Below are 13,528 nucleotides of genomic sequence, written 5' to 3'. Positions count from 1 at the left end.
GGAGCGGCTTTAAAAAAACTTTATTCTTTAGCTTCATTCGCGGCAATCGGCAAATAATATTTATAGGCTTTGAGGCCGCTAAAAATAGTAAAGACACCTAGTAGAAAAAAGACTCCACCGACAATATAAGTAATTGTATTTCCATTTAGGAAAAACTGGTTTAATCCATACAGTCCGATAAAAACACCTAAAGCCATACTAGATTTAGAAGATATCCACTTTTTCTCAGCTGGTTTCTTACAGCGAACAAATTTTACTTTGTAATATAGATAAAATGAAAGTGCGATTGTAATTAATATAACTAACGCTGGCATGTTTAATTAAACCTCCATTTTTTCATTACTCTGAAGCTATTTTAACTTTTTATCAGAAAAAATGCCAGAGCATGCTCTTTTTTCTTTATTATAAGGAGTAAAATAAAATTAGATGATCATAAAGGAGCAGACAATGAAAGAGAAAATATTAAACACGATAATAGAATATGAAACCATTATCATCCATAGACATGTTCGTCCAGATCCAGACGCATATGGATCTCAGGGAGGCCTAGCTGAAATTCTAAAAGCATCATTTCCCGAAAAGACAATTTATACCGTTGGAAGAGAAGAAGAAACTCTCTACTATCTTCGGAGACTCGATGATATCCCAAATGATGCATATGAAGGGGCTTTAGTCATTGTTTGTGATACGGCAAATGCCGAACGGATTTGTGATGACAGATACCACTTAGGGGATAAATTAATAAAAATTGACCATCATCCAAATGTTGACCCGTATGGGGACATGATGTGGATAGATACAGATGCCAGCTCAGTCAGTGAAATGATTTATGAATTTTACCTTTTTGGCAAGGATAAGGGCTTAAAAATGTCTGATGAAGCAGCTAGATTATTATTCGCAGGAATTGTAGGGGATACAGGACGCTTTCTCTTCCCGAGCACATCAGATAAAACCTTTGCCTATGCTGGTGAGCTTATTCACTACAATTTTTCACGGCCAGAGTTGTTTGACAAAATGTATGAATTATCGCCAAATGTTGTTAAGTTAAATGGATACGTTCTTCAAAACTTTGAAGTGAAAAAACATGGTGCTGTTTCAATGGTTCTAAAAAAGGAATTATTAGAGGAATTTCAAGTAAAGGCATCAGAGGCCTCGCTTCTAGTAGGGGCTCTAGGGTCTATTAAAGGCATTAAGGCATGGGTGTTCTTTATCGAGGAGGAGGACCAAATAAGAGTTCGCCTCCGTTCAAAAGGTCCAATCATTAATGATATTGCCAGAAATTACAATGGAGGAGGACATCCGCTTGCCGCAGGAGCCTCGATCTACTCTTGGAATGATATGGATCTGGTTATCAAGGACTTAGAAGAAGCATGTATGGGCTAGAAGGCAAATAGCAAGAAAAGGGTCAGCTCCCATATGCAAATGATTTTGCAAGAAGGATCTGACCCTTGAAATTTATTAATCAAGCTTAATATCCACTTTAATAGATAAGGTTGTATAGATCACCATTTGTCTAATTTCAACACGATAACGCTTTTCGTTCACTTTAAAAACCTTATTCTCAATAATTTTTTTGATTAAATCACTGCTTTTATAAATGGTTTCAATATCCTTTGCCTTCATCATTTTAATATCTTCAATTATTTCATCTTCAATTTCAAAAACACTAAATGAATCTAGTTTATATTTATCGCTGTTTTGGATTTTTACTTTAATATCTTGAACGATAAGCTTTTGACTATTTAATTTATTTAGTTCTTTGTAGTCTTCCTGCCAGATTTTTATATCATTTGTTAGATCAGCAATATCTTCTCTTTGCTTTTGTATTTCCTTGCTGTATTTCTCATTCCATTCGCCAAATATATATAGAAAAATAAACCAGCTGACTATTCCACCTATGGCCATTCCAGCAAAGAAGCGCTGCCAGACTGGTCTAGAAAAGTACGGTGGAATCCTCATTATATATGCTCCTTAGTTAGCCAGATGATAAGCATAGCACCAGTTTGAGCTCCTCCAAAAGCAGAAAGAATTAATAAGAATTGTTTGAATAAATCTTTTGTTTGACCATCTAATACACCTTTTTCAAAGCTATAAAGGGTATCAAATGTTCCGCCAATTGCTGCAATAATTGCCCAAATTCTAATAATGTTAGAGATTCGATAAGCTTCTGTTAAAGGTGGCTTTCCTGTAAGAAACGCTGAAAAGCTCCCAATAATCGAACCGCCAATGACTACCCCGAGAGCAATAAAATAACTATCAAATAATGTTGCGAAATAGGGCTGGATTTTCATAATCATCCTTCCTTACCGCTGAAATAAAGGTGCTTACGCCTTTCTTATCTCAGCTAAAATCAATACGTTTTCTACCATTCTATGGACAAACTTTCTGAAATATGTTTAATCCTCTACTATAAATTTTTATTAGATCTTATAAAAAAAGAACGTATTTTCCTTTTTCCATGAACAGTCCTATAATATAAGAAGAGAAGAATTAAGGGTGTGAACAAATTGTCATTTATTCACCTTCATGTCTATAGTGCGTATAGTTTGTTGACCAGCACAGCAGCTGTTGAGCAGCTCGTCAAAGATGCAAGACAAAAGGGCTTTTCAGCATTAGCATTGACTGACCGCAATGTCATGTATGGGGCTGTAGCCTTTTATAAGGAGTGCTTAAAACAATCGATTAAGCCGATATTGGGATTGACGGTTGATGTTGTTAGTGAGTTAAAGCCCTCTTTATCCTATCCAATTGTCCTCCTGGCAAAAAATCAGATTGGCTTTCAAAATCTATTAAAAATAACAAGTGTTGTTCAAACGAAATCTCTTGAAGGGATTCCAGCAAAATGGCTCAAGGCCTATTCAGAAGGTCTTATCGGAATTAGTCCTGGTGTGGAGGGGGAAATTGAACATTATTTAGCAACTGATGAATACGAAAACGCAATCGAAGCAGCTAGTATATATAAGGAATTGTTTGGGGAGAGCGATTTTTATCTGTCTTTCCAAAATCACGGGCTTGCAGAGGAAACAAAAATTCATCCAAGTTTAGTCCGTTTCTCAAAGGAAACAGGCATTGAACTAGCAGCAACAAACCAAGTTTATTATCTTTCAAAAGAGGATGCATTTGCACAAGAGTGCCTCATGGCCATTAAGAATGGAGAAAAGCTTCAGGATGAAACTAGGGAGCAATTAAAGAACGATGAGTACTATTTAAAAACGGCAGAAGAAATGGCTGAGTTATTAGCAGAATATCCGGATGCCCTGGAAAACACATTAAAAATTGCTGACCAATGTAATGTCATGATCGAACTCAATGGGCAGCACTTGCCAAAGTATCCGGTTGAGGATAATCTATCTGCTGATGAACTACTTGAGGCTGTGTGTCTGAAAGGGCTTAATGAAAGATATACAAACGTATCAGATGAGCATAAGCAAAGACTAGCTTATGAGCTTCAGATCATAAAAAGAATGAAGTTTAGCGATTATTTCTTAATTGTTTGGGATTTTATGAGGTTTTCAAGGGAAAATGGCATATTAACAGGTCCAGGCCGGGGATCGGCTGCAGGATCAATCGTAGCATATGTATTGTATATAACAGATGCCGATCCAATAGAGCACAAGCTTCTTTTTGAACGTTTCCTTAACCCTGAACGTATATCGATGCCGGATATTGATATTGATTTTCCCGATCATCGCAGAGATGAAGTAATCAAGTATGTTTCACAAAAATACGGTGAACTTCACGTGGCTCAGATTATTACATTTGGAACTTTAGCAGCAAAAGCGGCATTACGGGATGTAGGACGAGCCTTTGGACTAAATCCGAAAGAATTAGATAGCTTATCGAAAAGAATACCTTCTAAATTAGGGATTTCCTTAAAGGATGCTTATAAGGAATCAGAGCCGTTACGAAGGTTTGTGAGTGAGTCAAGCTTAAATCAGAGGCTGTTCGAAACAGCGCTTAAGCTAGAGGGGCTTCCAAGACATACATCTACCCATGCTGCAGGAGTCGTTATTAGTGAAAAACCATTAGTGAATGTTATACCGATTCAAAATGGGCATGACGGAGTGTATTTGACACAGTATTCAATGGAGCATTTAGAAGAAATCGGCTTATTAAAAATGGATTTCTTAGGGTTAAGAAATTTATCCCTGATTGAAAACATTTTAATGTCAATTCAAAAAAAGACCGGTCAGAGAATAAATATTAAAGCGATTCCCCTTGATGATTCTAGTACCTTTGAATTATTAAGCAAAGGGGAGACAACTGGAATTTTTCAGCTGGAATCTGAAGGAATGAGAAAGGTATTAAAAAAGCTACGTCCGTCCAGCTTTGAAGATATTGTTGCCGTTAATGCATTGTACAGACCAGGTCCAATGGAAAATATTCCTCTTTTTATTGATCGAAAGCATGGAAAACAAAAGGTAACATACCCCCACACCGATTTAATCCCCATTTTAGAGAATACATATGGGGTGATTGTCTACCAAGAACAAATCATGCAAATTGCTGCTAAATTGGCGGGGTTTACACTAGGAGAGGCTGATTTGCTAAGGAGAGCTGTCAGTAAAAAACAAAAGGAAGTACTTGACAGGGAAAGAACACATTTTGTAAATGGTGCATTAAAGAACGGCTACGATGAGAAAACAGCCAATGATATATATGATTTAATCGTTCGCTTTGCCAATTATGGCTTTAACCGGAGCCATGCTGTTGCCTATAGCTTTATCTCTTATCAGCTTGCCTATTTAAAGACACACTTTCCACTACACTTTATGGCGGCACTGCTTACATCCGTAATTGGAAATGAAGAAAAGATTTCACAATATGTGAGGGAGCTCAAGCAAATGAATCTTAAGATTCTTCCTCCTTCCATTAATACGAGCGGATACTCATTCTTAGTTGAAAAAGATGCTATTAGATATAGCTTGGCTGCAATTAAAGGAATTGGTGCTTCTGCACTTAAGGAAATTTTTCGTTCGAGAAAGAATAAACGGTTCGATGATTTATTTGATTTCTCAATCCGAGTGACAGCCAAAGCAATTAATCGAAAGATCTTGGAGGCATTAGTGCATTCTGGAAGCTTTGATGAATTTGGTCAAGACCGGGCTGTCTTGCTTGCGAGTCTTGATCCGGCAGTGGAACATGCGAATTTACTGAAGATTGAGGATGAACAAATTGATTTCTTTTCAGAAGGTGATTTTTTTCCGAAACCAAAGTATACACAAGTAGACCCAATTCGTTCGGAGGATAAATTGGCTTTTGAGAAGGAAGTACTGGGGGTGTATCTATCAGACCATCCTGTTGCCGCATATGAAATACATCTGCCAATGTTGAACGCATTTCAATTATATCAATTGCAGGGTAGTACGAACCGAGTCCGTGCAGTGGTTTACTTGGCAAATGTGAAGAAAATTAGAACAAAAAAAAATCTTGCTATGGCCTTTTTAACTATCAGTGACCAAACAGATGAAATGGAGGCGGTTGTGTTTCCTGATACATATAGCAAGTTTTCCGTATTTCTAAAGCAAGGAAATATTCTATTTATAGAAGGTAAGCTGGAAGAAAAGGATGGAAAGCGTCAATTTATTGTCCAAGCATGTGACGAAGTCCATGCAGCTATCGAAAGAGAAGAGAAAAAGGATCCTGTTTTATATTTAAAGATTACAAAAGAAAATGAAAATCCGGATACCCTTCATTATCTAAAGAAATTGTTTAATGAAAATGAAGGAAAAGTGCAAATTATTTTATATTATGAAAGCACGAAAAAAAGGATTCGTCTAGGAGAGGAAGATTTAGTCAATCCTACTGAAGAATTTATTATAAAATTAAAGGGAATCCTTGGAGATCAACATGTAATTCTAAAAAAATAGTATGTTTCTTGACTCATGTTATTACTTTACATCATCAACAAATATGGTATATTTGTTAAAAGAGAAATTGGTCTGACCACCGAGAGTCTGAAGGATTTCTACAATTGGTCGATAGAAAGATTATATCAATTAAAGAACAACAATTTGAATTTTACTAGCTGACTGCTTAGAACATCGCATAAAGAAATGATGTCATCTGTAATAGAACTTGTATACGTGAAGTTTTATTTTGTTTTTACATACGTATAGTGCTGCCAAATTCATAAGCAATCCAAAGGAGTGGAAAGAGCATGACTTTACGTGAAGAAGCTCTTCATATGCATAGAGTTAACCAAGGTAAACTTGAATCGAAGTCTAAAGTACCAGTGAGAGATGCCAGAGACTTAAGTCTCGCATACTCACCTGGAGTTGCAGAGCCTTGCAAGGAGATTTATGATAAGCCTGAATCTGTATACGAATATACAATGAAAGGCAATATGGTAGCAGTCGTATCAGATGGTACAGCTGTCCTTGGACTTGGTAACATAGGCCCCCAGGCCGCACTGCCTGTTATGGAAGGAAAAGCTGTCCTATTCAAAAGCTTTGCTGGTGTAGATGCATTTCCAATTTGTCTAAATACAACGGATATTGATAAAATCGTTGAAACGGTTAAATTACTTGAGCCTACTTTTGGAGGCGTTAATTTAGAGGATATTGCTGCCCCAAATTGCTTTGTGATTGAAGAAAGATTAAAGAAAGAAGCAAATATCCCTGTTTTTCATGATGACCAGCATGGAACCGCTATTGTAACTGTTGCTGGACTTGTTAATGCATTAAAGATTACAGGAAAGAAAATGAATGAAATCCGCGTTGTCGCAAATGGAGCCGGTGCTGCGGGGATAGCTATTATTAAGCTCCTTTACACATATGGAGTAAGAGATATCATTATGTGCGATACTAAGGGTGCGATTTATGAAGGCCGTTCGCATGGGATGAATGATATAAAAACGAATGTCGCCAAATTTACGAACCGTGATAAGGTTCAAGGAAGTCTTGCAGATGTCATTAAAGGTGCAGATGTGTTCATCGGAGTTTCTGCAGCTGGCTCCTTGACAGCAGATATGGTTGGTTCCATGAACCAAGATCCGATTATTTTTGCAATGGCGAATCCGACCCCAGAAATTATGCCTGATGAAGCGAAGGCAGCAGGTGCTGCCGTAATTGGAACGGGAAGATCCGATTTCCCTAATCAGGTAAATAATGTTCTCGCCTTCCCAGGAATTTTCCGTGGTGCTTTAGATGTAAGGGCGACACACATTAATGAAAAGATGAAGATAGCAGCAGTAGAAGCGATAGCCAATCTTATAACAAAAGATGAACTAAATGCAGACTATGTGATTCCAGGTCCTTTTGACCCTAGGGTTGCACCAGAGGTTGCTGCTGCAGTAGCAAAAGCAGCGATGGAGACTGGGGTAGCTCGAATTAAAGTTGATCCGGAAGCTGTCAAAGAGAAAACACGAAAACTTGCAGTTATTGGGAAAAGTGAGTGAACCTTTAACGTGGATTTAGGTAAGCAAGATTCAAAGATATATGTGGAAATTGTCAAACAGCTAAGACTGATGATCGAACAAGAGGGTCTAAAGGCTGGAGATAAATTACCTTCTGAACGAGAATTGTGTGAGCGCCTATTAGTTGGGCGCTCTTCCGTTCGTGAAGCGCTAAGAGCACTTGAGCTTCTAGGATTAATTGAAACTAGAAGAGGAGAAGGAACCTTCATTCGCGATTTTAAAGGTCATCAGCTTGTTCAACTAATCAGTACCTTTATTCTTCAGGATGAAAAAGCGAAAGCGGACATTGCGGAGACAAAGTTTTTGATTGAAATGGACTGCTTGTCGCTAGTACTGGTCAAATCAAGGGATAAGCTGCAGGACTTAAAAAAGTGGGCAGAAACCTCATCATTTACGGATGAAGATTTTTTCCTAAAAATTGTACACCTTGCTGATAATCATTTGCTTCTACGAATATGGACGATATTGAAAGACTATTATAATTCCTTGAAAATATTCAAAATGGAAGCAGACAAGCAGGAATATATGAATGTAGTCGATAAACTTTTAATAAGAAAAGAATCTGAGGTTAGGAAAGCCTATAAAGAGTTAAGAAAATTGTCGAATGATTAACGACAGCTTTTTGCAAATTTTGTAGCTCTTTTACTCTATATTTGTAAAGATAGACAAGTTTTCCTGCACTCATTTATTTTTGTCATTAGTGGTCTGACCACTTCTGTTATTAAAAGAAACGCTGTTATTTATAGAACGGGAGGTTTCACCTTGCTTAAGGAGATTTTTACAAAACCAAAAAAGAAGAAATACGCGACAATTCCTTCGGAAGCAGCCAAGCAGGATGTTCCCGAAGGAATTATGACGAAATGTCCGAACTGCAAAAAAATCATGTATACAAAAGAATTAATGAAGAATGTAAAGGTTTGCTTGCATTGCCAATACCATCATACTATGGATTCAGGAGAGCGGTTAGATAGCTTTCTTGATGAGGGCAGCTTCGAAGAATTGAATGCGGGAATGATTTCTGAAAACCCATTGAATTTCCCTGATTACATTGAAAAACTTGAAAAGGACAGGAAAAAATCGGGTATTAACGAAGCCGTTGTTACTGGAATTGGTACAGTTAACGGACATCAGATTGTCGTTGCTGTTATGGATTCAACGTTTAGAATGGGCAGTATGGGATCAGTTGTTGGAGAAAAAATTACTCTAGCAATTGAAAAAGCAGATGAATTGTCAGTACCTTTCATTATCTTCACAGCTTCAGGTGGAGCCAGAATGCAGGAAGGAGTACTTAGCCTTATGCAAATGGCAAAAACTAGTGTGGCTCTAAAAAGATTTAGTGATAATGGCGGATTAATTATCTCCATTATGACACACCCGACAACTGGAGGGGTTTCTGCAAGCTTTGCATCACTCGGTGATTATAATCTGGCAGAACCAGGGGCATTAATAGGCTTTGCGGGACGGAGAATCATTGAGCAGACAATTAGGGAAGAACTGCCGGAGGATTTTCAGACCTCTGAATTTTTATTAAAACACGGACAATTGGATGCCGTTATTTCAAGGTTAGATTTGAAAGAACAAATTGCCACAATTCTATCGATACATGAACAAGGAGGTGACCTCGAATGGTAGGAGTCCTTGAATTTGAAAGACCGGTTATTGAGCTTAGGGAGAAAATATCGGAGCTAAAGGAATTTACGAAAAATGCAGATGTGGACTTATCTGCTGAAATTGAAAAATTAGAAGCACGGTTAGAGAAATTAGAAAAAGAGATATATGAAAATATGAAACCTTGGGATCGTGTGCAAATCGCAAGACACCCTGGCCGTCCAACGACCCTGGATTATATTTCACGTCTATTCACTGATTTCTTTGAATGCCATGGAGATCGAACATTTGCAGATGATGAGGCGATAGTTGGCGGAATTGCTAAATATAAAGGGCTTCCGGTTACTGTAATTGGTCATCAGAGAGGGAAGGATACGAAAGAAAATATCCGCAGGAATTTTGGAATGCCTCATCCTGAGGGATACCGTAAAGCTCTAAGGCTTATGAAGCAGGCTGAAAAATTTAGACGCCCGATTATTTGTTTTATTGATACGAAGGGGGCTTATCCTGGTAAAGCAGCCGAGGAGAGAGGGCAAAGTGAAGCAATTGCCCGAAATTTATTTGAAATGGCTAGCTTAAAGGTGCCTGTTGTTTGCATCGTTATTGGAGAAGGCGGAAGCGGAGGAGCTTTAGCACTAGGTGTAGGAAATCATATTCATATGCTTGAGAATTCAACGTATTCGGTTATCTCCCCTGAAGGTGCTGCAGCGATTTTATGGAAGGACGCCACACAAGCGAAAAGAGCAGCTGAGAGCATGAGAATAACAGCTCCCGATCTTAAAGAATTAGGAATCGTTGATGAAATTATTCCTGAGGTTAAAGGTGGGGCACATAAAGATTTAGAGCAGCAGGCTCAATTCATTGATGGAAACCTCCTTAACTCATTGAAAGAGCTTAAAGGATTTACAGAGAATCAATTAATCAATCATCGATATGATAAGTATAAATCCATTGGTGAGTTTTCTAATTTAAAGGAATTTATCGGGGTAAAATAAGAACGTGCTATTACAGCATGTTCTTTTTTTTTGACAGATCGAAATTTTACAGAAGGAAAAGAACACATTTCCAAGGGGCTCGTCTTATGCTTGACGAGGGTGAGTAGAAAGGAAAGCTTCAGCGATTAATAATCGCAGGAACAATTGTCAATTCATTGTTCTGAAGGCGCTCCGTTTTTCTAATTCAGTTGTGATACCAATGTCTTCATGGTATTTTAAATGTATGCCAATTTGTGAATTCTAATATTTCCCTTTCTATTAGTGAATTTGATTTTCTCTTTATTGAATTGGGAGTAGTTATTTTTTTCAAATAGAATTTGAGGTGAACGTGTGAAAAGAATTGGAGTGCTTACGAGTGGAGGAGATTCTCCAGGCATGAACGCTGCTATTCGTGCTGTAGTAAGAAAAGCTATTTATCATGATATCGAGGTTTTTGGGATTTTAGGAGGATATTCGGGGCTCATCAGCGGCAATATTAAGAAACTGGAGCTAGGTTCTGTTGGAGATATTATACATCGCGGTGGTACGATCCTTTACTCTGCTCGATGTGAGGAATTCAAAACAAAAGACGGTCAGCAAAGAGGGATCGACCAGTTAAAGAAACTTGGGATTGAAGGATTAGTCGTAATTGGGGGAGATGGATCCTATCATGGTGCAAGAGCACTATCTTCGCAAGGCTTCCCATGTATTGGTGTGCCGGGAACGATAGACAATGATATTGCAGGAACTCAATATACGATTGGTTTTGATACGGCTATTAACACGGTTATTGACGCTATTGATAAAATTCGCGATACAGCTACTTCTCATGAACGTACATTTATTATCGAAGTCATGGGAAGAAATGCAGGAGACATTGCTCTTTGGGCAGGATTAGCTGGCGGAGCAGAGACAATACTTATTCCAGAAGAGAAATATAATATGGATGAAATTGCTGCTAGGCTAATAAAGGGACATACAAGGGGAAAGAAGCATAGTATTATCATTGTGGCAGAAGGTGTGACAACGGGAATGGAATTTGCTAAAGAATTGGAGGAGGCCACGAATTTTGATACCCGAGTTTCTGTCTTAGGACATATGCAGCGCGGCGGCTCTCCAACAGCATTTGACCGTGTTCTCGCCAGTCGCCTCGGAGCGTATGCGGTAGAGCTCTTGCTAGAAGGAAAAGGGGGACGTGCTGTCGGAATTGAAAACAACCTCGTTGTTGACCATGATTTACACATGGTTCTTAGTACTAAGCACGCAGTGGATCTTGGAATTTATAGATTATCAAAGGAACTTTCGATTTAATAAGAGGAGGAAACATCATGCGAAAAACAAAGATCGTATGTACGATTGGGCCAGCCAGTGAGAGTGTAGATAAATTAACACAGCTAATTGAAGCTGGGATGAATGTAGCACGTTTAAACTTTTCTCACGGAAATTTCGAAGAGCATGGTCAGCGAATCCGAAATATTCGGGAGGCAGCTAAACGGACGGATAGAACGATTGCCATTCTTTTAGACACGAAAGGTCCAGAAATTCGTACACATAATATGAGAAATGATGCAATTGAGTTGAAAGCAGGAAATGAAATCATTATTTCTATGAATGAAGTAGAAGGGACATCGGAGAAGTTTTCTGTTACATATGACGAGTTAATTAATGATATTGAGGTTGGTTCTAAAATATTGCTTGACGATGGCTTGATTGCTCTTGAAGTGAAAAAAATTGATCAGACTTCAAAAGAAATTCACACGATCATTTTAAATGGTGGAATTCTAAAGAATAAAAAGGGGGTAAATGTTCCAGGAGTTTCTGTGAATTTACCCGGTATAACAGAGAAGGACGCTCAAGACATTCTTTTTGGAATTGAACAGGGGATTGACTTTATTGCTGCATCATTTGTTCGAAGAGCATCTGATGTTCTTGAAATTAGACAGCTTTTAGAAGACAATCAAGCTTCGCATATACAGATTATACCAAAAATTGAAAACCAAGAAGGAGTCGATAAAATCGATGAAATTCTTGAAGTATCTGATGGAATTATGGTTGCTAGAGGAGATCTAGGTGTCGAAATCCCGGCTGAAGAGGTTCCTTTAGTGCAAAAGCAATTAATCAAAAAATGCAATGCACAAGGAAAGCCTGTCATTACAGCAACACAGATGCTTGACTCTATGCAACGGAACCCTCGTCCTACTCGAGCTGAAGCAAGTGATGTAGCGAATGCCATCTTTGATGGTACTGATGCTATCATGCTTTCAGGGGAAACAGCTGCTGGCGTATATCCTGTTGAAGCTGTGCAAACAATGCATAATATTGCTTCGCGTGCAGAGACAGCTTTAGCACATAAAGAAATTCTCTCCTCACGCAGTAAAGACAATAAACATAATATGACCGATGCTATTGGCCAATCTGTTGCACATACTGCACTTAACCTTGATGTTCATGCGATTATCACTCCAACTGAAAGTGGTCATACGGCAAGGATGATTTCAAAGTATCGTCCTAAAGCACCGATTGTTGCTGTTACATCAAATGATTATGTTTCCCGACGTCTTGCTCTTGTTTGGGGAGTTTATCCGCAAATTGGGAGAAAGGCATCAACAACAGATGACATGCTAGATACTGCTGTAGAAGAAAGCTTAAATAGCGGGATTGTGTCTTCGGGTGATTTAGTTGTCATTACTGCAGGTGTTCCAGTAGGTGAAGCAGGAACGACCAACCTGATGAAAATACATGTCATTGGGGATATATTAATAAAGGCCCAAGGAATTGGAAGAAAGTCTGCATTTGGAAAAGTTGTTGTTGCGAGAAATGCAGAGGAAGCGAATGCAAAAGTAACGGAAGGAGCCATTTTAGTAACGATTGGATCGGATCGAGAAATGGTGCCAGCTATCGAAAAGTGCAGTGCACTTATTACAGAAGAAGGCGGGCTAACGAGTCATGCGGCAGTAGTCGGTATAAATATCGGCATCCCTGTTATCGTTGGAGTTGAAAACGCAACAACTTTATTGAAAGATGGACAAGAAATTACAGTCGATTCCAATCGGGGTGTTATTTATAACGGACATGCAAGTGTTCTCTAAAATGGTGAGATCATGAGATATTTACTATTATTGATTATTATAGTACCTGCTGCAGAAATTGGGGTCCTTCTCCTCTCAGGGAATCTTATAGGGGTATGGCCAACAATTGGAATGATTGTATTTACTGGAGTGTTGGGTGCATATTTAGCAAAGAAACAGGGCCTTGAAACGATAAGGAGAGCAAGAGAGCAGCTGAATTATGGCCGAATGCCGGGAGAAGCGATTCTCGATGGGATTTCAGTGTTAATAGGAGGAACATTGCTTCTAACACCTGGATTTATAACTGATATATCAGGGCTTCTTCTACTAGCTCCCCCAACAAGAAGCTTTTTCAAAAAGCTCATGATGAAATGGTTTCGAAAATGGATGGACAAAAATACGGTTACAATTATTAGATAGAAAAATTACAAAAAAAGGTCATTCCGCACTGGAATGACCTT

General features: G+C 38.5%; 12 protein-coding genes. 9 read left to right on the top strand and 3 right to left on the bottom strand.

Annotation, left to right across the window (positions count from 1 at the left end; translation table 11 throughout):
• Window positions 1-20: 20 nt before the first annotated feature.
• Window positions 21-314, bottom strand: coding sequence for a YtpI family protein (locus RRV45_RS16905; RefSeq protein ID WP_315665851.1), 294 nt, complete (start codon window positions 312-314; stop codon window positions 21-23).
• 133 nt (window positions 315-447) lie between these two features.
• Here RRV45_RS16905 and RRV45_RS16900 point away from each other — a divergent pair, with 133 nt between their 5' ends.
• Window positions 448-1,383 carry a DHH family phosphoesterase gene (locus RRV45_RS16900; RefSeq protein WP_315665850.1) on the top strand — a complete coding sequence of 312 codons (936 nt, stop codon included), beginning with the start codon at window positions 448-450 and terminating at the stop codon, window positions 1,381-1,383.
• 75 nt (window positions 1,384-1,458) lie between these two features.
• Here RRV45_RS16900 and ytrI read toward each other — a convergent pair whose 3' ends face one another.
• Together ytrI and RRV45_RS16890 are read right to left on the bottom strand one after the other, a co-directional pair.
• Complete coding sequence (gene ytrI, locus RRV45_RS16895) at window positions 1,459-1,959, bottom strand: sporulation membrane protein YtrI (protein WP_315665849.1); 501 nt, start codon at window positions 1,957-1,959, stop codon at window positions 1,459-1,461.
• Window positions 1,959-2,291 (bottom strand): YtrH family sporulation protein, encoded by a 333-nt coding sequence (locus RRV45_RS16890; RefSeq protein ID WP_315665848.1) that lies wholly within the window; start codon window positions 2,289-2,291, stop codon window positions 1,959-1,961. The genes ytrI and RRV45_RS16890 overlap by 1 nt, the downstream gene beginning before the upstream one ends.
• A 216-nt stretch (window positions 2,292-2,507) precedes the next feature.
• Between RRV45_RS16890 and dnaE the strand changes: the two genes are divergently transcribed.
• From dnaE to RRV45_RS16850, 8 genes are all read left to right on the top strand, one after another.
• A complete protein-coding gene (dnaE, locus tag RRV45_RS16885; RefSeq protein WP_315665847.1) occupies window positions 2,508-5,870 on the top strand; it encodes a DNA polymerase III subunit alpha in 3,363 nt (1,120 codons plus the stop codon).
• Between the two features lie 290 nt (window positions 5,871-6,160).
• Window positions 6,161-7,399: an NAD(P)-dependent malic enzyme gene (locus RRV45_RS16880; protein WP_315665846.1), complete on the top strand. Its 1,239-nt coding sequence runs from the start codon at window positions 6,161-6,163 to the stop codon at window positions 7,397-7,399.
• Between the two features lie 69 nt (window positions 7,400-7,468).
• Window positions 7,469-8,029, top strand: coding sequence for a FadR/GntR family transcriptional regulator (locus tag RRV45_RS16875; protein ID WP_410489387.1), 561 nt, complete (start codon window positions 7,469-7,471; stop codon window positions 8,027-8,029).
• A gap of 150 nt (window positions 8,030-8,179) precedes the next feature.
• On the top strand, window positions 8,180-9,049 hold the full coding sequence (accD, locus tag RRV45_RS16870) for an acetyl-CoA carboxylase, carboxyltransferase subunit beta (RefSeq protein ID WP_315665844.1): 870 nt from the start codon (window positions 8,180-8,182) through the stop codon (window positions 9,047-9,049).
• The gene (gene accA / locus RRV45_RS16865; RefSeq protein WP_315665843.1) at window positions 9,043-10,020 is read left to right on the top strand and encodes an acetyl-CoA carboxylase carboxyl transferase subunit alpha; all 978 of its coding nucleotides are present in this window, start codon (window positions 9,043-9,045) and stop codon (window positions 10,018-10,020) included. The genes accD and accA overlap by 7 nt, the downstream gene beginning before the upstream one ends.
• A 330-nt stretch (window positions 10,021-10,350) precedes the next feature.
• Window positions 10,351-11,310, top strand: coding sequence for a 6-phosphofructokinase (pfkA, locus tag RRV45_RS16860; RefSeq protein WP_315665842.1), 960 nt, complete (start codon window positions 10,351-10,353; stop codon window positions 11,308-11,310).
• Window positions 11,311-11,327: 17 nt separating this feature from the next.
• A complete protein-coding gene (gene pyk / locus RRV45_RS16855; protein WP_315665841.1) occupies window positions 11,328-13,088 on the top strand; it encodes a pyruvate kinase in 1,761 nt (586 codons plus the stop codon).
• A 12-nt stretch (window positions 13,089-13,100) separates the two neighbouring features.
• Window positions 13,101-13,487, top strand: a complete 387-nt coding sequence (locus tag RRV45_RS16850; RefSeq protein ID WP_315665840.1) for an FxsA family protein — start codon at window positions 13,101-13,103, stop codon at window positions 13,485-13,487.
• The last annotated feature ends 41 nt before the right edge of the window (window positions 13,488-13,528 follow it).

The organism is Bacillus sp. DTU_2020_1000418_1_SI_GHA_SEK_038, assembly GCF_032341175.1.
Lineage (GTDB): Bacteria > Bacillota > Bacilli > Bacillales > Cytobacillaceae > Cytobacillus.
The sequence above is the reverse complement of the archived record's forward strand: the minus strand, read 5'-3'. Positions and strand labels throughout refer to the sequence as shown.

Coding starts and splice junctions, on each gene's coding strand:
- accA (WP_315665843.1), top strand. CDS start 9,043: ATGGTAGGAGTCCTTGAATTTGAAAGACCGGTTATTGAGCTTAGGGAG.
- RRV45_RS16905 (WP_315665851.1), bottom strand. CDS start 314: ATGCCAGCGTTAGTTATATTAATTACAATCGCACTTTCATTTTATCTA.
- RRV45_RS16880 (WP_315665846.1), top strand. CDS start 6,161: ATGACTTTACGTGAAGAAGCTCTTCATATGCATAGAGTTAACCAAGGT.
- RRV45_RS16875 (WP_410489387.1), top strand. CDS start 7,469: ATGATCGAACAAGAGGGTCTAAAGGCTGGAGATAAATTACCTTCTGAA.
- pyk (WP_315665841.1), top strand. CDS start 11,328: ATGCGAAAAACAAAGATCGTATGTACGATTGGGCCAGCCAGTGAGAGT.
- RRV45_RS16890 (WP_315665848.1), bottom strand. CDS start 2,291: ATGAAAATCCAGCCCTATTTCGCAACATTATTTGATAGTTATTTTATT.
- RRV45_RS16900 (WP_315665850.1), top strand. CDS start 448: ATGAAAGAGAAAATATTAAACACGATAATAGAATATGAAACCATTATC.
- RRV45_RS16850 (WP_315665840.1), top strand. CDS start 13,101: ATGAGATATTTACTATTATTGATTATTATAGTACCTGCTGCAGAAATT.
- ytrI (WP_315665849.1), bottom strand. CDS start 1,959: ATGAGGATTCCACCGTACTTTTCTAGACCAGTCTGGCAGCGCTTCTTT.